Origin of the sequence: Ferrovibrio sp. (assembly GCF_036381655.1) — a bacterium.
In the GTDB taxonomy this organism is placed as follows: Bacteria; Pseudomonadota; Alphaproteobacteria; order Ferrovibrionales; family Ferrovibrionaceae; genus Ferrovibrio.
The window spans coordinates 97,490-114,983 of record NZ_DASVCJ010000065.1; the positions used below are offsets into that span (position 1 = coordinate 97,490).

Here is a 17,494-nt window from a genome sequence, read left to right on the forward strand (position 1 = left end):
CCATGCCCAAGAAGAGCCGCGGGCCGCGCCTGCGGCCTTCGATTTCACTGGTGCTTACCGGCGGCGTCGGCCTGCTGATGCTGCTGGCCGGCATCGCCTACTCCATCGCCATGCTGAGCGGCCGCCTGAACACGGTGGAACTGTTGCGCGACCGCAACGAGCGCATCGTCAACCGGCTGGTCGAGCGCACGCAGCTGCAGCTCGACCCGGTGCGGCAGCGCGTCGCGATATTGCGGGACCGGCTGCAATCCAGACAGCTCGGCATCAACGACGTCGGTCGCCTCAGCGACTACATGGTCGCCTCGCTGGATGGATTGCCGCAGGTCGATGCGCTGGCTTTCATACGCAACGACCTCGTGGCGACGCGGGCGGTGCGCAATGGCGGGCAGATCGTCATGCGGCATGACAGCGTCGCCGGCTATCCGGGTTCCGCCGTCCGCATGCAGACCATGCGCAGGGCGTTCGAGGCGCATCGCGGCGATGGCAGACTGACCGACACGGTGATCTGGGGCGACCTGATATGGAGCCCCGAACTGCAGCAGCCCCTGATCAATGTCCTCGCCCCCGTGGTGGTGGATGACGTCTTCGTCGGCGAATTGGCAGCATTGGTTTCTCTGGGCTCGCTGTCGCGCATCCTGGAGGCCGACAGCATCGACGAGCGGGCGGTGAATTTCATTCTTTACGGCAATGATCAGGTCCTCGCCCATCCCACCCTGCTCAATCACAAATACGAACTTTCGCTGCAGCAGCCGCTGCCGACCCTGGCGGAAATCCACGATTCGGTGCTGCGGCAGATCTGGTCGGGACGGACCGACATCCGCCTCGCCCGCCCGATCCTGGGCAATGGCGAATCCCATATCGTCGAGGCCAACGGGCGGCGCTGGATCTTCGTCTACCGCCGGCTGGAGGGCTATGGCGACAAGCCGTGGCTGATCGGCCGTTATTTTTCGTTCGACGAGATCGACAAGGAGGTTACCCGCCTGCAGATTTCCGCAGCGATCGGCGCGGTCGCCTTGGTGCTGTCGCTGCTGATCGCCTGGCGCATAAGCTGGCTGCTGCGCCGCCCGGTGCTTTCGCTCAGCGACGCCGCCAATCGCTTGCGTAACCTGGATTTCGATGCGCCGCCGCTCGATCGCGTGCGGCTGCGCGAACTGGATGATGCGGCGCAAGCCTTCAACGCCGCGACTGCCGCCCTGCGCTGGTTCGGCAATTACGTGCCACGCAAGCTGGTCAATCGCCTGCTGCGCGAAGGCGAGGAAGCCGTCAACATCAGCAAATACCGCGAGGTGACGGTGGTGTTCACCGATCTGGTCGGCTTCACGGCGATGTCGGAACGGCTGACGGCCCAGGAAACCGCCGACCTTCTGAACGATCATTTTGCCCTGCTGACCACCTGCATCGAGGCCGAGGGCGGCATCGTCGACAAATTCATCGGCGATGCCGTCATGGCGGTCTGGGGCGCGATCAAGCGCGACGACGATCACGCGGCCCATGCCTGCAAGGCAGTGCAGGCGATCGGCGCGGCGGTGGCGGCGGACAATGCCCGCCGCGTCATGCTCGGCAAGCCGGTTCTGCGGATGCGCATCGGCGTCCATTCCGGCCCGGTCGTGATCGGCAATATCGGCGCGCCGGGCCGCATCAACTACACGGTGGTCGGCGATACCGTGAACACGGCACAGCGGCTCGAACAGCTCGGCCACGAGCATTTGGGCGATGATCAGAACGTGATCGCGCTGGCCAGCGCCGAGACGGTCGAGGCGGCCCGCCTCGATCCGAAGCCGCCCTGCGTCGGCCGCATTTCCGTCAAGGGGCGCGCCGCTTCCGTCGAGGTTTACCGGCTGGAACTCTAGGTTTTCCGCCGGTTAACTTTTCCTTAGGCGAATCCGGCTTGAGTCCGGGGCGAACGGACGGAGTCCATGGTCAGTACCGGAATCGCCAGCCCGATCTTGGCGCCTAGCCATATCCCGGGCCAAACCCCGATCGCATCCCAGCCGCTGGGCGGCCGCCTCGATTCCATCCGCGTCAAGCCGGCATCCGACGGCCCGCAGCAACGCCGCAAGGCAGGCGCCGGAGATTTCACCCCCGACCTGCCGGATACGGCCGCCGCCGCCAAACCGCGCAGGCCCGGCACAGCCGCCGGCCCGCTGCCGCTTTTGCGCCGCCGCACCGACCGCGGCGAGCCGGCCGATGCCAGCATCCAGATTCCGCCGCATCTCGAGCGCCGCCGCGCCTGGCGCGAGGCATTCGGCCTGAATACCTTCCACACTCAGCAGCTTGCCCAGGCGGAGACCGAGGAATCATCCGGTGAAATCCGAAACGCCGGCGCTCTCGCCTATCGCCGCGCCGCCTGGCACGGCCGGCTGGACCTCGACCTTGCGCAAGCCGTCAGCGTGACCGTATAAAGACCACTCTCCATTTGTTAGTGGTCAAATAATGCAATCTGAACCCGCGGACCTGTTGGTCATTGGCGGCGGCGTGAACGGGACAGGCATTGCCCGCGATGCCGCCGGCCGCGGCCTCAAAGTTCTCCTCGCCGAGCGCAACGATCTCGCCAGCGGCACCTCATCCGCCGCCACCAAGCTGATCCATGGCGGGTTGCGCTACCTGGAACAGTATGAATTCCGCCTGGTGCGCGAATCGCTCGGCGAGCGCGAAGTACTCTGGCATATGGCGCCGCACATCATCTGGCCGCTGCGTTTCGTGCTGCCGCATCACCCCGGACTGCGTCCGGCCTGGATGATCCGGCTCGGCCTTTTCTTCTACGACCATCTGTCGTCGCGCCAGACACTGCCGGGCTCGATCGGGCTCGATCTCGCCGACAACGATCCGCGCGGCCTGCCTCTGAAGCCGCAGTTCAAGTGCGGCTTCGAATATTCCGACTGCTGGGTCGACGATGCGCGCCTCGTCGCCCTGAACGCCATGAGCGCGCGGCAGCTCGGCGCCACGATCCTGACCCGCACCGCCGTCACGGCGGCGCAGCGCGTCGACGGCCTGTGGCGGGTGACACTGACCGACCAGGAAAGCGGCCAGAGCAGCGAGGTTGCGGCGCGCGGTATCGTCAACGCCGCCGGCCCCTGGGTGCGCGAGACGCTGACCGGTGCCTTCGGCGTGAACCCGAAGAACGCGATCCGGCTGGTCAAGGGCAGCCATATCGTGACCCGGCGGCTCTATCAGGGCGACCATTGCTACATTTTCCAGAATGCCGATGGCCGGATCATCTTCGCCATCCCCTACGAGCATGACTTCACCCTGGTCGGCACCACCGATATCGCGGTGGAGCGCCTCGACGGACCGCCGAAGATCAGCGAGGAAGAGACCACCTATCTGCTTGCCGCTGCCAGCGAGTATTTCCGCCAGCCGCTCACCCGCGACATGATCGTGTGGTCCTATGCCGGCATCCGGCCGCTCTATGATGATGGCGAAAACAACCCGTCCTCGGTGACGCGCGATTACGTGCTCGATCTCTCCGCCGGTCCGTCCGGCAAGGATACGCCGCTGCTTTCGGTCTATGGCGGCAAGCTGACGACCTATCGCCGGCTATCCGAGCACGTGATGGAAAAGATCGCACCCTTCTACCCGAACCTGGGCAAATCCTGGACCGGCAAGCAGCCGCTGCCGGGCGGCGATCTCGGCGGCATGGATTTCGATACCTTCGCCGAAGATCTGACGCGCCGTTATCCGCAGTTCCAGCCTGCCTGGCTCAGGCGTCTGGCGCGGCGGCACGGCACGTCGGTGCCGGCGCTGCTGGGCGACGCCAAGGCCACGGCGGACCTGAGCGACAATTTCGGCGGCGGCCTCTATGCTCGCGAGGTCGATTGGCTGATGCGTCAGGAATGGGCGCGCGAGGCCGACGACGTTCTCTGGCGGCGCACGAAATGCGGCCTCTGGTGCAGCGCCGCCGATCGGGAACGATTGACGCTCTGGATGGCGCAGCATCGGGCATGAAAGGCAGGCCATGAAAATCGCGATCGTCGGTGCCGGGGCCATCGGCGGCTATCTGGGCGGCATGCTGGCGCGCGGCGGACATGACGTGACGCTGATCGCCCGCGGCGCCCATCGCGATGCCATCCGCCAGAACGGCCTGACCATCGAAAGCCGGAGCGGGAATTTCACCGTGCATCCTGCCTGCACCGACGATCCGGCGCAGGCCGGGCCGCAGGATTACGTGATCCTCAGCCTGAAAGCCCCGGCAATTCCGGACATGGCCGAGAAGATGCTGCCGCTGTTCGGACCGGAAACCGCCGTCGTAACCGCGATGAACGGCGTGCCCTATTGGTACTTCTACCGCCATGGCGGTCCGCTGGACGGCACGCGGCTGCAAACGGTCGATCCGGGCGAGAAGCAATGGGGCCGGATCGGCCCGGAGCGCGCCATCGGCAGCGTCGTGTGGATCGCCGGCGCGATCACGGCGCCTGGCGTGATCCATCATGGCGGCGGCAGCCGCCTGCCGCTCGGCGAGCCGGACGGCCGCGCCACGGATCGCGTCAACCGCCTGAGCCAGGCGCTTAGCGAGTCCGGAATAGAGGCGCCGGTGCTCGACAATATCCGGCAGGAAATCTGGACCAAGCTGTGGGGCAACCTGTCCTACAATCCGGTCAGCGTCCTGACGTTCGGCACGCTGGAAAGCATGTCGCGCGATCCGGATGCGCGCCGCGTGATCGCGGCTATGATGGAGGAATCCCGCAATATCGGCGAGGCGCTTGGCATCCGTTTTCCCCTCACCATCGAGGAACGCATGGCGGCGGCGGAAAAGGTCGGCGCGCACAAGACCTCGATGCTGCAGGATCTGGAAAGCGGCAAGCCGATGGAAATCGGCGCCCTGATCGGCGTCATCGCCGAACTGGGCCAGCGGCTCCGGATCGCCACGCCGACCCTCGACACCGTGCTTGCCCTGGTGAAGGCGCGCGCACGCGCCGCAGGAACCTATCGGGAGGAAATCTGATGAACGGCTTCAACTGGCGTACGCTGTCGGCCGACGAACTGGAGGCGCAGTATAATCCGCGCAAGTCAGTGCCGGATTTCGAGCAGCATTTCACCGCCTGGGTCGAGCGTTCGGCTTCCGCCAGGACGCGCCTGCCCGGCGCATACGATCTGCGTTACGGACCCGGCCCACTGCAGACCTATGATCTGCACAAGCCCGAGGGCAGCGCCACCGGCCGGCCGCTGGTCGTCCTGATCCATGGCGGCTATTGGCGCGGGCTGGACAAGAACACCATGACTTTCACCGCTGAGCCATTCGTGGCGGCCGGCGCCGTGGTGGTCAACCTCAATTACGATCTCTGCCCGGCCGTGACGCTGGATGCCATCGTGCGCCAGATGCAGGACGCGCTCGTGCATATCGTTGCCAAGGCGGCGGACTGGGGCACCTCGGCCGCCAGGCTGCATGTCATCGGCCATTCGGCCGGCGCGCATCTCGCCGCAATGATGGCCGCGGCGCCGTGGGCCGGCGATCTCGGCGCGCGGCCGCAGATTGCCTCGCTTGGTTTGATCAGCGGCGTCTTCGAGCTGGAGCCGGTGCTGCATATCAGCCCGAACCAGGAGATCCGGCTCGATTCCGCCATGGCGGTACGCAACAGCGTGACGCGGTTCGCGCCCAAGCTGGCCGGTCCAGTGCTGGTGGCGGTCGGCGACGACGAGCCGCAGGCCTGGCAGGCGCAGAGCGTCGATTTCCATCAGGCCTGCCGCGATGCCGGCACGCAAGCGCATTTGATGCGGGTGGCCAATGCCAACCACTTCAACATCCTCTACGCGCTGGCCGACGCCTCCAAGCCGCTTTGCACCGCCCTGCTGCGGCAATGCGGGCTCAAATAGTCATCGCGTGAGCTGTTCGTAGACGCTGCGCGCGACCGGCAGCAGCGCCTCGCGCCCCACCTCGCCGGTCAGCGCATAGCCGAAGCCGCCATCGACCCAGTAAAAGGCCGCCGCCTTGCCTTCGCTGGCGAAGCGGAAGGCCGTGTCGCTCGCATGCTCGCCGGAGCGCACGTAAAGCGTCAGCCGCTGGCCCTGGCGGTTCTCGTACATGAACTGCGCGGCATTCGCCTCGCCGGCCGGCAGCAGGCGCCCACCGATCAGCGAATAGCCCTGCGCGGCCAGGACCGGCACTTTCAGCTCCGTGCCGAGCCGTTTCGAAAGCCAGGCGACGAGATGCTTCTCTTGCGCGGCCGGCACCTCGACCGGATGCAGCACTTCGCGGCTGTAGACGAGATGCGCCCGCGCCGCCTCCTGCGGCAGCGCGGCCACGAGCGGCGCCGGCGTCAGCAGGCCGCGCCCGAACCAACCGATGCCGGCGCCGAGCGCGGCGATCAGCAGCGCGGCGGCGATCCGTCCGGCCCAGCGCCAGCGCGCTGCGCTGCGCCATTCCTGGGCCAGCAGGGCCACCAGGGCGGGCGGCACCGGCTCGTCCAGTTCCGGCGCGAAATGGTGGCGCAGATCCTCGGCCTGCTGCTGCCAGAGCGCAACCAAGGCGGCATCGTCCGGATGGACGGCGAGATGCGCCTCGACTCGGGCGCGCTCCGCCGGCGCCAGCAGGTCGTCGACATAGGCGTGCAGATCCGCTTCGGTTACCGGCGACGCGCCTTCGCCCGTCATTTCACCCTCCTCAGATATGGCCGGCCGCCATCGCTGCCCGGTACGGGGCCGCCGCCCATCAGCGCGCGCAGCCGCTCGCGCGCCCGGGTCAGCCGCGACATCACGGTGCCGAGCGGGATATTCTGCACCCGCGCCGCCTCTTCATAGCTCAGGCCTTCGACCGCCACGAGCATCAGCAGCACGCGGTGATCCTCCGACAGCAGGTCCAGGGCGGTCTGCAAATCGCGCAATTGCAGCCTTTCCCATTGCCCGCCGCTTTCAGCCGGTCCCTCGCCGGCATCGTCCAGAGGATAGCCGTCGGGCCGGATCGCCTCCCGGCGCTGCCGGTTGCGCCACAGGTTATGCAGGATGGCGAACAGCCAGGGCCGCAGCGCCTGCTCGTCGCGGCGCAGGCTCCAGGCCGCCAGGGCGCGCGCCAGGCAATCCTGCACCAGATCGTCGGCGAGCTGCGCATCGCGCGCCAGCACGCGGGCGAAGCGGCGCAGCCGCGGAATCTCGGCCTCGATCGGATGCGGTGGGCGGCGGAACAGCATGGGATGGGTGGGCGGCGGCGACCTCCGCCACCCACCTTATCCGGCAAATTACGGCTTGGCGACGTGCCAGGCGCCGTTCAGGAAGCCATCGCCGGTGGTATCGCCCGGCTTCTGGTCCTTGACCCAGCCATAGAGCGGCTTGCCCTTGTAGGCCCATTGCTTGGAGCCGTCGTCGCGGGCGATCACGGTCCAGTTGCCCATCGCCTTGGCGGCGGCATCGGCCTTCAGCGGCGGCCAGTTCTCGGCGCATTTGCCGTTGCAGACCGATTTGCCCGGCATGGTGTCCTTGTCGAAGATGTACAGCGTCATGCCCTTGGCATCGGTCAGCACCGGGCCGAGCGCGGTCTGGCCGGTCTTGGCCGGACCCATATCGGCGGCGGTGGCGCAGGCGGCGAGCCCAAGGCTGAAAACCACGCCCAGAAGCAGGTGGCGATACATGGCGAAATCCCCTCTTTTTCCGGCGACCGCCAGTCGGCCGCCCGATGAGGAAGACACGCGGCGAGCGGCTTTATTCCCGTCAGCGCGGAAAAAATCTCCGCCCCGGAACGGTCCCTTGTCCGTTCCGCCTTCCGCTCCTACCATCCTTGGCATGCGTCCGAGCCTCTCTGCCCTGCTGATCCTGCCGTTGCTGGCCCTGCCCGCCCAGGCACAGTCAACCCAGGCGCAGCCGAGCCAGACCCGGGAGGCCGTCAAGGCCGAGCCGCCGGCCCGGCAGGAGAGCAGCAAGCCGGCCAAGCCGGATGTAGACGCACTGTTCGAGCAGCTTTACGAGGCCAACAATCCGCTGGACGGCCACCGCATCGAGCATGCGATCGTCGAAGCTTGGTCAAAGACCGATTCCGACACCATCAACGCGCTGATGCAGGGCGGCATGGCGGTGATGGAAAAGGGCGACTACAAGCGGGCGGAGGAGATCTTCTCGCAGATGATCGCACTGAAGCCCGATTTTCCGGAGGCCTACAACAAGCGCGCCACCGTGCGTTTCCTCGCTGGCGACTATGCCGGCTCGGTCGCCGATATCGAGCGGACGCTGAAACTGGAGCCGCGGCATTTCGGCGCGCTGGCCGGCCTGGGCACCATCATGGAGCGGCTGGACAATCTGCCCGAGGCTTTGAAGGCCTATCGCCGCGCCCTGGCGGCCGATCCGTATCTCGAAGACGGGCCGGAGAAGGTGAAGGACATCCGCCGCCGCATCGACGCGCGCACGCTCTGACCGGACGCCGACGCCGCCCCTACTTCATGAAGATGAAATAGACCGCCCCGATCAGGCAGGCGAAGGCGGCGAGGTAATTCCAGCGCAGCGTCTCGCCGAGATAGAGGATGGCGAAGACGGCGAAGACCGCGAGCGTGATCACCTCCTGGATGATCTTGAGCTGCGGCGGCGTGAACGCGCCGCTGAGATAGCCGATGCGGTTGGCCGGCACCGCGAGGCAGTATTCGAAGAAGGCGACGCCCCAGGAGATCAGGATCACCTTCCACAGCGCGGTCTGCGGCTGCTTGAGATGCCAGTACCAGGCGAAGGTCATCATCACGTTGGAGGCGGTGAGCAGCAGGATCGTCGGCATGGGAGAGCTGTGTTTTATTTCTCAACGCGCGCGATGCGCAGGATGTTGGTGGTACCCGACGAGCCGAAGGGCACGCCGGCGGTGATCACGATCAGGTCGTTGACCCTGGCATAGCCGCCCTGGCGCGCCAGCGCCGCCGCCTTGGCAACCATATCGGAGAAGTTGACCGCATCGGGCGAGACCATGGCGTTGATGCCCCAGGCGATCGTCAGCCTGCGCGCGGTGTTGATCAGCGGCGTCAGGCACAGGATCGGCGATTTCGGCCGCTCGCGCGCCGCGCGCAGGGCGGTCGCGCCCGACATGGTGTAGGTGACGATGGCGGCGGCGTTGACCGTTTCGGCCACCTGGCGCGCAGCGGCGGTGATCGCATCGGCCGCGGTATGCTCGGGCAGCGCATGCTCGGCATCCATGATGCCGCGATAGAGCGGGTCCCGCTCGACCTGTTCGGCGACGGCGTTCATCACCTGCACCGCCTCGATGGGATAGTCGCCGGACGCCGTCTCGGCCGACAGCATGATCGCGTCGGCGCCGTCGTAGACCGCCGTTGCCACATCGGAAACCTCGGCGCGCGTCGGCACCGGCGCCTTGACCATGCTGTCGAGCATCTGCGTCGCCACCACCACCGGCTTGCCGGCGCGGCGCGCCAGCCGCACGATGCGCTTCTGCAGGCCCGGCACGTCGGGCAGCGGCAGTTCGACGCCGAGATCGCCGCGCGCCACCATCAGCGCATCGGAGAGTTCGACGATCTCGTCGAGATGATCGATCGCCGAGGGCTTCTCGATCTTGGCCAGCAGCGCGGCGCGGCCGCCGATCAGTCCGCGCGCCTCGCGCAGATCGTCCGGCCGCTGCACGAAGCTGAGCGCCACCCAGTCAACGCCATGCTCCAGCGCGAAGGCGAGATCGGCGCGGTCCTTCGCGGTCATCGCCGAGAGCGGCACGATCACATCGGGCAGATTGACGCCCTTGCGATCCGACAGCCGGCCGCCGACCAGCACCTCCGTCTCGGCCCAGGCTTCGCCCCTGGCGGCGGCGGCGGACATGCCGTTGACGGCCACCACGCGCAGCCGCAGCTTGCCGTCGTCGAGCAGCAGCTCGGCCCCGGGCCGCAGGCTGTTCAGCACCTCGGGATGCGGCAGCTGCACGCGGGTGGCATCGCCGGGCCTGTCCTCGCCGTCGAGCCGGAAGCGCTGCCCCGGCAGCAGATCGACGCCGCCCCTGGCGAAGACGCCGACGCGCAGCTTGGGCCCCTGCAGGTCGGCGAGCAGGCCGATCGGCCGCTGCAGCTCGCCTTCCAGCGCCCGCACCATCCGGATCCGGGCGAGATGATCGTCATGGCTGCCATGACTGAAATTCAGCCGGAAGACATCGGCGCCCGCATCGGCCAGGGCGCGCAGGCGCTCGGGCGTGGCGCTGGCGGGGCCCAGGGTGGCGACGATCTTCACGTTACGCGCGCGATGCATGGCTCACCCTGGCTGTCACTCTAATATTCGGCGGACCGGCATTGGGACGACAATCCGCGCCGCCGGCCCGGGCCAGCGGAGCCGGCGCCGGACTGGCCGGCCTCGAATCGGTCACGATCATAGACGAAAATATTAAGGATCAAGCAGTTGCGTTTTTTGCTGCATTTGCGAAAAAGACGCCGCCTTCCACAGCCCCTTCCAGAGTCCAAAAGGACCAGACTATGGATATTGCCCGCATCGCGGTGGGAAAAAACCCGCCGTACGACATCAATGCCGTGATCGAGATACCGGCCGGCGGCTCGCCGGTGAAATACGAGCTGGACAAGGATTCCGGCGCGCTGTTCGTCGACCGCTTCCTGCATACGGCGATGTTCTACCCGGCCAATTACGGCTTCATCCCGCATACGCTGTCCAACGACGGCGATCCCTGCGACATCCTGGTGGTGAGCCATGTGCCGGTGGTGGCCGGCGCGGTGATCCGCTCGCGGCCGATCGGCGCCCTGAAGATGGAGGACGAGGCCGGCGGCGACGAGAAGATCATCGCCGTGCCGGTGGACAAGCTGCACCCCTTCTACACCAACGTGAAGACCTACGAGGAACTGCCCAGCATCCTGCTGCAGCAGATCGAGCATTTCTTCGTCCATTACAAGGACTTGGAAAAGGGCAAGTTCGTCAAGAGCGCCGGCTGGGTCGGCCCCGACGACGCCGCCAAGATGATCACCGACGGCATCGTCCGCGCGGCGGGAATCCGCTGACGCTGCGGCGGGTCCGACGCCCCGAGGCGCGCGGCGGGCCTAACATGTCCTTGCGCCGGTTCAGGCCCGATCAAGCCTTATCCCGCCTTATCCGACGTTTGCGCGCCGGCGTGGCCGTTTTCGACCGCCGCGGACCGCCAGTGACGGCTGGTGACCGTTCCGGACCGTTTCGTCCCGTTTTGAACCATTCCGTCCCGTTTTGAACCGTTTGGGGTCGGTTCCGGTCCGTCATGGCCCCGCCCGCCCAGGATCTTACCCCGCGAGCCTGGCATGCATACGGCGATGTTCGCGCCGCCCGGCCTTGTTCGGAGGAGCCCCAGAGCAACTTGGGGCAACCTGGGGCAACGCATGGCCTTGCCTGATATATGATGTTCAACAGCGTGCATCCAATATAAAGAACAAATAGAGAAAATGAAGCGGCAAAAGATAAAAGCCGCCTAGCCGGGCGATGCAGCCATGAAAACCGCCAACTGAGCCGCGAAAGCTCTCCGGTAGGCGGGGCGCGCTTCGCCGCGCGCGACATAGGCGGCGGGCGACTCCCCTCACCCCTGCAGCCCGAGCGCGTTCGGCAGCATCCAGGCGGCTTTCCGCTTCTGCGCATCGTCGAGCGCCGCGTAAAGCTGCGTTGCCGGCTGCTGCATCGCGCGCAACAGATCGAGATGCGCCGCCAGCCGCGCCTCGGCGGCGGCGAAGCGGTCGGGCAGGCTGACGCTGGCGGCACTGGCCGCCGCGCCGGCCCCCGAAGCCGAAGCGGCGCCGGCAGCCGCACCGGCCGGGCCCATGCGGGCGGTGCGCGCCGCCTGCATCGCATCGCGCGCCGTTTTCGCATTGGCGCGCAAGGCATCGGTAAAGGCGTTCCAGGCCGATGCCTGCGCATCCGCGATGGCGAGTTCGGTCTTCATATAGGCGAGCAGGCCTTCGAGCCGCGCCGGATCGGTCAGCGCGCCCATCGCGCCGCCGCCTGCCGCGCCCGGGCCGCCTGCCATGCCGCCGCCCATCGCCGCTCCCATCGTCCCCCAGCTCCAGGCGCCCTGGCCGACGGTGCCGTCCGGCATCGTCACCGTGCCCTGCCCCATGCCGGGGCCCATCATCACCGTACCCTGCATCATCGGGCCGCCCATCGGGCCGAACATGAAATTGAAGCCCTGCGGGCCGTTCTGCTGCTGGGCCTGCCCGGAACCAGAACCAGATTGCCCGGGACTCGACTGCACGGGAACTTGCTGCGGCTTCTGCTGGGCGCAGCCGGGCTGCGCGGCAATGGCGACGGCGAGCGCGGCAAAAGCCGCCGCGAAGATCGGATGGCGCATGGCACACCTCCTGTCGTTCCTCAGGAGGCTAGCGCGTGCCCTCTGTCCGGCAATGCCGCCGGCGCCCGGCCTCAGCCGCGCGCCGGAATCGTCAGGCCGCGCTGCACCGCCGGGCGCGCCAATCCGCGTTCCAGCCAGCGCGGCACGGCCTTCAGCCGGTCGTAATCCACCAATGCGCCGGCATCGTAGAAGCCGATCAGGTTGCGCACCCAGCCCAGCGTGGCGATATCGGCGATCGTATAATCCGCGCCCATGATCCAGTCGCGGCCGGACAGGCGGTCCTCCAGCACGCCGAGCAGGCGCTTCGATTCGTCGGCATAGCGCTTGAGCGGCCGCTTGTCCTCGTATTCCCGGCCGGCGAATTTATGGAAGAAGCCGACCTGGCCGAACATCGGGCCGATCGCGGCCATCTGGAAGAAGACCCACTGGATGCATTCGTAGCGCTGGGTGGCATCGGCGGGGATGAACATGCCGGTCTTGTCGGCCAGATAGAGCAGGATCGCGCCGGACTCGAACAGGGCCAGCGGTTTGCCGTTCGGCCCGTTCGGATCGAGGATCGCCGGGATCTTGCCGTTCGGATTCAGCGAGAGGAATTCCGGCAGCCAGCTCTCGTTCCTGGTGATGTCGACCAGATGCGGCTCGTAGGCGACGCCGGTCTCCTCCAGCATGATCGAGACCTTCACGCCATTCGGCGTCGGCAGCGAGTAGAGCTGCAGGCGATCCGGATGCCGGGCGGGCCAGCGCTTGGTGATCGGGAAGGCGGAAAGATCGGGCATGTGCGGCTCTTTTTTTTGAAGCATCTGCCCACGCCCGTTGCGCCCCTGTCAATGCCCAGGACAAGGCCGGGCGACGGCACCTGTCGCTAGACCTACCCCGCAGAGGTCGGGCGGCAATGCAATGAACGCTTTCCCTTGGCCAAGAAAGCCGCGTAACATTTGCAAAATTATCGAACCGATCGCGCCCCGTCCCCGCAAGCCATAAGACGCATCATGCCGATCTCGCATCATCGCCGCAGCAGCGTCGTGCTGGCCCTGGGCATCGCCCAGACGCTCGGCTGGGGCTCGACCTATTACCTGCCGGCGATCCTCGCCGCGCCGATGGCGCGCGACTTCGCCGTGTCGACGGAGGCCGTCTACGGCATCTTCTCGGCGGCCATGCTGCTCAGTGCCTTCATCGGGCCGATGGTGGGCCAGCGCATCGACCGCTTCGGCGGCCGCCAGGTGCTCAGCCTGTCCAGCCTGGTCTTCGCTGCCGGGCTCGGGCTGACCGGCCTGGCGCCGAACATCGTTCTCTACGGCCTGGGCTGGATGATCACCGGGCTGGGCATGGCGATGGGACTGTACGAAGCGGGCTTCGCCACGCTGACCGCGATCTACGGCAGCAGCGCGCGCAACGCGATCACCGGCATCACGCTGCTGGCCGGCTTCGCCAGCACGATCTGCTGGCCGATTTCGGCATTGATCGAGGCGGAATGGGGCTGGCGCGCGGCCTGCCTGACCTGGGCGGCGGCGCATCTCGTCATTGGCCTGCCGATCCACCGCCTGCTGATCCCGACCACGCTGGCCGCCGAACGGCTGGCGCCGGCGCCGGAACCGGACGCGGCGGCAGCGCCGCCCGCGGCAGGCGAGGAATCGCTGTTCAGCCGGCCGATGCTGCTGATGGCCTTCGCCTTCGCGGTGACCTGGATCACCAGCACGGCAATGGCGGCGCATCTGCCGCGCATTCTGGAAATGGCCGGGGCCAGCCGCGCCGAAGCCGTCACCGCCGCGGCCCTGGTCGGCCCGGCGCAGGTGGCGGCGCGCTTTCTGGAATTCAGCCTGCTGCGGCGGCTGCATCCGCTGCTCTCGGCCCGGCTGGCGACGATCACGCATCCGATCGGCGCGGCTTTGGTGCTGCTCTTCGGCGCGCCGGCGGCGTATCTGTTCACGATCCTGCATGGCGCGGGCAACGGCGTGATGACGATCGCCAAGGGCACCTTGCCGCTGGCCATCTTCGGACCGGTCGGCTATGGCCGCCGGCAGGGCTGGCTGGCGGCGCCGACCCGCTTCGGCCAGGCCTTCGCGCCGCTGATCTTCGCACTGCTGCTCGAGCGCTTCGGCACCTATGTGCTGCTCTTCTCCAGCGCCCTGTGCCTGTCCGCCGGCATCGCCATGCTGCTGCTGCGCGGCGCCGATACGGCGGCCAAGGCAGAGGCCTAGCGGGATTGAGGCTCAGGATTGAGGCTCAGGCCGGCTGCTCCAGCCCGACGAGTTCGAAGCTGAGCCGGCGCAGCCTGGCGCGGGCGGCGGCATCGTAGGCCTGGGTATCGGCGCGCGCCTCGCGCTTGCCGTTGAAGAACAGGCCGCTTCTGCCTTCCAACTCGGGCGCGAGCGCGAGATGGAGGATCGCCTCGCCACCCTCGCGGACGCTGCTGCGCGGCGTCACGCCGCTGCGGCGGACCATGGTCGTGTCCATGTAGGTGGCGGGATGCAGGCAATTGACGGTGACGCCGGCATCCTTCAGTTCGCCGGCGAGGTCGATGGTGAACAGGATCTGCGCCAGCTTGCTCTGGCAATAGGCACGCCCGCCGCTGTAGCCGCGCTCCAGCATGACATCGTCGAAGTCGATCGCCTGCTGGCCGAGCGAGGAGACGTTGACGATCCTGGCCGGCCGGCTTTCAATCAGCCGCGGCAGCAGCAGCTCTGTCAGCAGAAAACCGGCAAGATAGTTGACGGCAAAGCGCAGCTCGATGCCGTCGGCGCTGAGCCGCCGCGCCTCCCGGCCCGCCGTGTCGGCAGTTCCGATCCCGGCATTGTTGATGAGCAGATCGAGCCGGTCCTGCGTGAGCAGCACGGATTCGGCCAATTGCCGCACGGCCTGCAGCGAGGAGAAATCGGCGGGATAGAACTGGCCGCTGCCGCCGGCCTGGCTGATCTCGCGCATCAGGCTTTCGCCCCGGCCGGCATCGCGGCCATGCGCCAGCACATGAAAGCCGCTCTCGGCCAGCCGCGCCGCCACGTAGCGGCCGACGCCATCCGTCGCGCCGGTCACCAGCGCGATCTTCTTCTCCCCTGCTGCCATCATCGGTCTCGCCTCCTGATTGCCGTTGGCGCCAATCTGGTGCGCGGCGCGGCAAAGAACAGAGGCGTCAGCAGTCGAGACGGCCGCCGGGACAGGTCTTGTAGGCACCGGGATTGGTCTGATCCGGCACCTTCGGCGGTGGATTGTTGTAGCTGCAGGCGCCCAGAACGACGAGCGCCGAGATCATCGACAACGCCAGCAGCCATTGCAACATGGACCAGCGGAGCATGGTCATCCCCGTGATGAACACGCTCGTAAAACCGCCGGCGGGGTAAGCCGGTTCCGCTTTTGCGCCGGCGACCCCGCCTGGTCACAGCCCTCGGCGCTTCGGCGCCTACGCCTCCTCGCCGAAGCCCTTGCCGGGCGGCAGCGGCGCCAGCCGGATCAGGCGGGAATCCTCCACCGCCGCCTGGCGATGCTTGACCGCCTCGCGATAGACGGGATCGCGGATCATTTCGACGAAGGCGGCCACCGAGGGATATTCGGCGATGAAGCATTTGTCCCAGCGCTCGGCCTGCGGCCCGATCAGCATCAGTTCGAACCGGCCCTGCCAGACGATGCGTCCACCCAGGCGGGCGAAGACCGGGCCGCTTTCGCGTCCATAGGCGGCATAGGCCTCGGCGCCGCTGGCCTTGCGGCCATCCGGATAGGCGGCCTCGGCGCGCAGCCGCACCAGGTTGAGCATGTGGATCGGCCCGGGCCGGTCATCGGCGCGGAACTGGGCGAAGATCTCCTTGGTCGGGTCGATATGGCCGGTCATGGCACCGCCACCTCCTGGTCTTGTGCGAAGGCGCCATGATGGAAAGCCGCGGCGGCGCTGGCAAGTTGCCGCAACGCCAGCCGCCGCCGGAGCGCGGCTCAAATCACGTACTGGTCAAATCATGTCCCGGTCAAATCATGTACTGACCGCCATTGATGCTGAAGGTCGCGCCGGTGATGAAACCGGACTCGTCGGCGGCGAGGAACTGCACCAGGCGCGCAATCTCCCCGGCCTGGCCGAGCCGGCCGACCGGAATCTGCGCCTCGATCCGGGCCAGCGCCTCCCTGGGCACGGCGGCCACCATGTCGGTGGCGACATAGCCGGGCGCGACCGCATTGACCGTGATGCCTTTCGCCGCCGATTCCAGTGCCAGCGCCTTGGTGAAGCCGAGGACTCCGGCCTTGGCGGCGGAATAGTTGGTCTGGCCGAACTGGCCTTTCTGGCCGTTGATGGAGGCGATGTTGATGATGCGGCCGAAACCCCGCTCGCGCATCGCGCCGATGCTCAGCCGGCACATGTTGAAGCAGGAGGTCAGATCGGTGGCGATCACCTCGCTCCATTGCTGGGGCGTCATCTTGTGCAGCAGCGCGTCGCGGGTGATGCCGGCGTTGTTGACCAGTATCTCGACCGGGCCGCCGAGATACTGCTCGGCGCTTTTCAATCCCGCCGCGCAGGCGGCGAAATCGGCGACATCCCACTGGAAGACGGGAATGCCGGTTTCGCGCCGGAAGGCTTCGGCCTTCTCCGCGTTGCCGTGGTAGACCGCGGCGGCATTGCAGCCGCTCGCCTTGAGGCTTCGTGCGATCGCCGCGCCGATGCCGCGCGTGCCGCCGGTGATGAGTGCTATACGTGCCACGGGCGTCCTCCTTTCGGGTGCCTCGAACCCCGGCCGATCTTCCGGAAAAACCAGGGCAGGCTGCATTAATCTGGATCAAAAGATGGTCCGGATTGCGGCGCGTTCCGCGCGGCCGCAGGCGGAAAACGGCGGCTGGAACATTCCGTCCCGCCATCCGTTGCAGCACAATCGCCCGGCACGGCAGGGCCGGATGCCTGGCACGGCGCCCCTCCCCGCCGCGCCGCCTGGTTCGCGTGCCGGGCGACCTTCCCTCTCATCATGCCGGTGACGCATGGAGGTCCGCATGGCACGAGACATCGCCGATATCTCGCCCGCCGAGATCACGCGGCATCTGAAGGGCATCGATTTTCCTGTGACAAAGGACGGCCTGGTCGAGCAGGCGCGCGAGAACGGCGCCGACGAAATGGTGGCCGAGCTGCTCGATGCCCTGCCCGATCGCGAATACGACGACATGGCGGACGTGATGGAGGCTTACGACAGGCTGAACAGCGAAGAGGAAAGCTACAATGGCGAACAGATCGACGCCGACGATCTGTTCGGGGATGAGGAAGATTTCCTCTATGACGAGGACGAGGAATGATCCGCAGCCGGTGCCGGACGCCGCGCGCCG

20 protein-coding genes are annotated in these 17,494 nt (G+C 67.1%); 9 read left to right on the forward strand and 11 right to left on the reverse strand.

The annotated features are described in order from the left end of the window. Window positions 1–2 precede the first annotated feature (2 nt). From VF194_RS14240 to VF194_RS14260, 5 genes are all read left to right on the forward strand, one after another. Complete coding sequence (locus VF194_RS14240; protein ID WP_330891842.1) at window positions 3–1,850, forward strand: adenylate/guanylate cyclase domain-containing protein; 1,848 nt, start codon at window positions 3–5, stop codon at window positions 1,848–1,850. A gap of 66 nt (window positions 1,851–1,916) precedes the next feature. Next, a complete protein-coding gene (locus VF194_RS14245) occupies window positions 1,917–2,402 on the forward strand; it encodes a hypothetical protein (protein ID WP_330891843.1) in 486 nt (161 codons plus the stop codon). A 31-nt stretch (window positions 2,403–2,433) separates the two neighbouring features. Continuing rightward, window positions 2,434–3,945 carry a glycerol-3-phosphate dehydrogenase gene (glpD, locus tag VF194_RS14250; protein ID WP_330891844.1) on the forward strand — a complete coding sequence of 504 codons (1,512 nt, stop codon included), beginning with the start codon at window positions 2,434–2,436 and terminating at the stop codon, window positions 3,943–3,945. Between the two features lie 10 nt (window positions 3,946–3,955). After that, on the forward strand, window positions 3,956–4,942 hold the full coding sequence (locus VF194_RS14255) for a 2-dehydropantoate 2-reductase (protein WP_330891845.1): 987 nt from the start codon (window positions 3,956–3,958) through the stop codon (window positions 4,940–4,942). Next, window positions 4,942–5,811: an alpha/beta hydrolase gene (locus tag VF194_RS14260; RefSeq protein WP_330891846.1), complete on the forward strand. Its 870-nt coding sequence runs from the start codon at window positions 4,942–4,944 to the stop codon at window positions 5,809–5,811. The genes VF194_RS14255 and VF194_RS14260 overlap by 1 nt, the downstream gene beginning before the upstream one ends. Here the strand turns inward: VF194_RS14260 and VF194_RS14265 are convergent, their stop codons facing one another. Genes VF194_RS14265 through VF194_RS14275 form a run of 3 tightly spaced genes read right to left on the reverse strand, consistent with a single transcriptional unit; the run spans window position 5,812 to window position 7,559 of the window. Continuing rightward, the gene (locus tag VF194_RS14265; protein WP_330891847.1) at window positions 5,812–6,588 is read right to left on the reverse strand and encodes an anti-sigma factor; all 777 of its coding nucleotides are present in this window, start codon (window positions 6,586–6,588) and stop codon (window positions 5,812–5,814) included. Further along, the gene (locus VF194_RS14270; protein ID WP_330891848.1) at window positions 6,585–7,121 is read right to left on the reverse strand and encodes an RNA polymerase sigma factor; all 537 of its coding nucleotides are present in this window, start codon (window positions 7,119–7,121) and stop codon (window positions 6,585–6,587) included. The genes VF194_RS14265 and VF194_RS14270 overlap by 4 nt, the downstream gene beginning before the upstream one ends. Window positions 7,122–7,169: 48 nt before the next feature. Continuing rightward, entirely contained in the window at window positions 7,170–7,559 is a 390-nt protein-coding gene (locus VF194_RS14275) for a hypothetical protein (protein ID WP_414656109.1), read from the reverse strand. A 151-nt stretch (window positions 7,560–7,710) separates the two neighbouring features. On the opposite strand from VF194_RS14275, the gene VF194_RS14280 reads away from it, so the two are divergent. Beyond that, window positions 7,711–8,334, forward strand: coding sequence for a tetratricopeptide repeat protein (locus VF194_RS14280; protein ID WP_330891849.1), 624 nt, complete (start codon window positions 7,711–7,713; stop codon window positions 8,332–8,334). Window positions 8,335–8,353: 19 nt separating this feature from the next. Here the strand turns inward: VF194_RS14280 and VF194_RS14285 are convergent, their stop codons facing one another. Beyond that, window positions 8,354–8,686, reverse strand: coding sequence for a DMT family protein (locus VF194_RS14285; protein ID WP_330891850.1), 333 nt, complete (start codon window positions 8,684–8,686; stop codon window positions 8,354–8,356). A 14-nt stretch (window positions 8,687–8,700) separates the two neighbouring features. Further along, window positions 8,701–10,146 carry a pyruvate kinase gene (gene pyk / locus VF194_RS14290; RefSeq protein WP_330891851.1) on the reverse strand — a complete coding sequence of 482 codons (1,446 nt, stop codon included), beginning with the start codon at window positions 10,144–10,146 and terminating at the stop codon, window positions 8,701–8,703. Window positions 10,147–10,367: 221 nt separating this feature from the next. Here pyk and ppa point away from each other — a divergent pair, with 221 nt between their 5' ends. Further along, a complete protein-coding gene (gene ppa / locus VF194_RS14295) occupies window positions 10,368–10,901 on the forward strand; it encodes an inorganic diphosphatase (RefSeq protein ID WP_330891852.1) in 534 nt (177 codons plus the stop codon). Window positions 10,902–11,443: 542 nt separating this feature from the next. Here ppa and VF194_RS14300 read toward each other — a convergent pair. Together VF194_RS14300 and VF194_RS14305 are read right to left on the reverse strand one after the other, a co-directional pair. Beyond that, window positions 11,444–12,208: a Spy/CpxP family protein refolding chaperone gene (locus VF194_RS14300; RefSeq protein WP_330891853.1), complete on the reverse strand. Its 765-nt coding sequence runs from the start codon at window positions 12,206–12,208 to the stop codon at window positions 11,444–11,446. A 71-nt stretch (window positions 12,209–12,279) separates the two neighbouring features. Continuing rightward, window positions 12,280–12,984: a glutathione S-transferase N-terminal domain-containing protein gene (locus tag VF194_RS14305; protein WP_330891854.1), complete on the reverse strand. Its 705-nt coding sequence runs from the start codon at window positions 12,982–12,984 to the stop codon at window positions 12,280–12,282. 213 nt (window positions 12,985–13,197) lie between these two features. Here VF194_RS14305 and VF194_RS14310 point away from each other — a divergent pair, with 213 nt between their 5' ends. Further along, window positions 13,198–14,406, forward strand: a complete 1,209-nt coding sequence (locus VF194_RS14310) for an MFS transporter (RefSeq protein WP_330891855.1) — start codon at window positions 13,198–13,200, stop codon at window positions 14,404–14,406. Between the two features lie 25 nt (window positions 14,407–14,431). Here the strand turns inward: VF194_RS14310 and VF194_RS14315 are convergent, their stop codons facing one another. From VF194_RS14315 to phbB, 4 genes are all read right to left on the reverse strand, one after another. Then, on the reverse strand, window positions 14,432–15,271 hold the full coding sequence (locus VF194_RS14315) for an SDR family NAD(P)-dependent oxidoreductase (protein ID WP_330891856.1): 840 nt from the start codon (window positions 15,269–15,271) through the stop codon (window positions 14,432–14,434). A 64-nt stretch (window positions 15,272–15,335) separates the two neighbouring features. Then, entirely contained in the window at window positions 15,336–15,497 is a 162-nt protein-coding gene (locus VF194_RS14320; protein WP_330891857.1) for a hypothetical protein, read from the reverse strand. Between the two features lie 105 nt (window positions 15,498–15,602). Beyond that, complete coding sequence (locus tag VF194_RS14325) at window positions 15,603–16,028, reverse strand: DUF1330 domain-containing protein (protein ID WP_330891858.1); 426 nt, start codon at window positions 16,026–16,028, stop codon at window positions 15,603–15,605. 130 nt (window positions 16,029–16,158) lie between these two features. Then, window positions 16,159–16,884: an acetoacetyl-CoA reductase gene (gene phbB / locus VF194_RS14330; protein WP_330891859.1), complete on the reverse strand. Its 726-nt coding sequence runs from the start codon at window positions 16,882–16,884 to the stop codon at window positions 16,159–16,161. A gap of 283 nt (window positions 16,885–17,167) precedes the next feature. On the opposite strand from phbB, the gene VF194_RS14335 reads away from it, so the two are divergent. After that, window positions 17,168–17,464: a DUF2795 domain-containing protein gene (locus VF194_RS14335; RefSeq protein WP_330891860.1), complete on the forward strand. Its 297-nt coding sequence runs from the start codon at window positions 17,168–17,170 to the stop codon at window positions 17,462–17,464. The last annotated feature ends 30 nt before the right edge of the window (window positions 17,465–17,494 follow it).

What these genes read in the sequence shown, in the direction of transcription:
- VF194_RS14240 (WP_330891842.1), top strand. Translation starts at nt 3, where the DNA reads ATGCCCAAGAAGAGCCGCGGGCCGCGCCTGCGGCCTTCGATTTCACTG.
- VF194_RS14245 (WP_330891843.1), top strand. Translation starts at nt 1,917, where the DNA reads ATGGTCAGTACCGGAATCGCCAGCCCGATCTTGGCGCCTAGCCATATC.
- glpD (WP_330891844.1), top strand. Translation starts at nt 2,434, where the DNA reads ATGCAATCTGAACCCGCGGACCTGTTGGTCATTGGCGGCGGCGTGAAC.
- VF194_RS14255 (WP_330891845.1), top strand. Translation starts at nt 3,956, where the DNA reads ATGAAAATCGCGATCGTCGGTGCCGGGGCCATCGGCGGCTATCTGGGC.
- VF194_RS14260 (WP_330891846.1), top strand. Translation starts at nt 4,942, where the DNA reads ATGAACGGCTTCAACTGGCGTACGCTGTCGGCCGACGAACTGGAGGCG.
- VF194_RS14265 (WP_330891847.1), bottom strand. Translation starts at nt 6,588, where the DNA reads ATGACGGGCGAAGGCGCGTCGCCGGTAACCGAAGCGGATCTGCACGCC.
- VF194_RS14270 (WP_330891848.1), bottom strand. Translation starts at nt 7,121, where the DNA reads ATGCTGTTCCGCCGCCCACCGCATCCGATCGAGGCCGAGATTCCGCGG.
- VF194_RS14275 (WP_414656109.1), bottom strand. Translation starts at nt 7,559, where the DNA reads ATGTATCGCCACCTGCTTCTGGGCGTGGTTTTCAGCCTTGGGCTCGCC.
- VF194_RS14280 (WP_330891849.1), top strand. Translation starts at nt 7,711, where the DNA reads ATGCGTCCGAGCCTCTCTGCCCTGCTGATCCTGCCGTTGCTGGCCCTG.
- VF194_RS14285 (WP_330891850.1), bottom strand. Translation starts at nt 8,686, where the DNA reads ATGCCGACGATCCTGCTGCTCACCGCCTCCAACGTGATGATGACCTTC.
- pyk (WP_330891851.1), bottom strand. Translation starts at nt 10,146, where the DNA reads ATGCATCGCGCGCGTAACGTGAAGATCGTCGCCACCCTGGGCCCCGCC.
- ppa (WP_330891852.1), top strand. Translation starts at nt 10,368, where the DNA reads ATGGATATTGCCCGCATCGCGGTGGGAAAAAACCCGCCGTACGACATC.
- VF194_RS14300 (WP_330891853.1), bottom strand. Translation starts at nt 12,208, where the DNA reads ATGCGCCATCCGATCTTCGCGGCGGCTTTTGCCGCGCTCGCCGTCGCC.
- VF194_RS14305 (WP_330891854.1), bottom strand. Translation starts at nt 12,984, where the DNA reads ATGCCCGATCTTTCCGCCTTCCCGATCACCAAGCGCTGGCCCGCCCGG.
- VF194_RS14310 (WP_330891855.1), top strand. Translation starts at nt 13,198, where the DNA reads ATGCCGATCTCGCATCATCGCCGCAGCAGCGTCGTGCTGGCCCTGGGC.
- VF194_RS14315 (WP_330891856.1), bottom strand. Translation starts at nt 15,271, where the DNA reads ATGATGGCAGCAGGGGAGAAGAAGATCGCGCTGGTGACCGGCGCGACG.
- VF194_RS14320 (WP_330891857.1), bottom strand. Translation starts at nt 15,497, where the DNA reads ATGCTCCGCTGGTCCATGTTGCAATGGCTGCTGGCGTTGTCGATGATC.
- VF194_RS14325 (WP_330891858.1), bottom strand. Translation starts at nt 16,028, where the DNA reads ATGACCGGCCATATCGACCCGACCAAGGAGATCTTCGCCCAGTTCCGC.
- VF194_RS14335 (WP_330891860.1), top strand. Translation starts at nt 17,168, where the DNA reads ATGGCACGAGACATCGCCGATATCTCGCCCGCCGAGATCACGCGGCAT.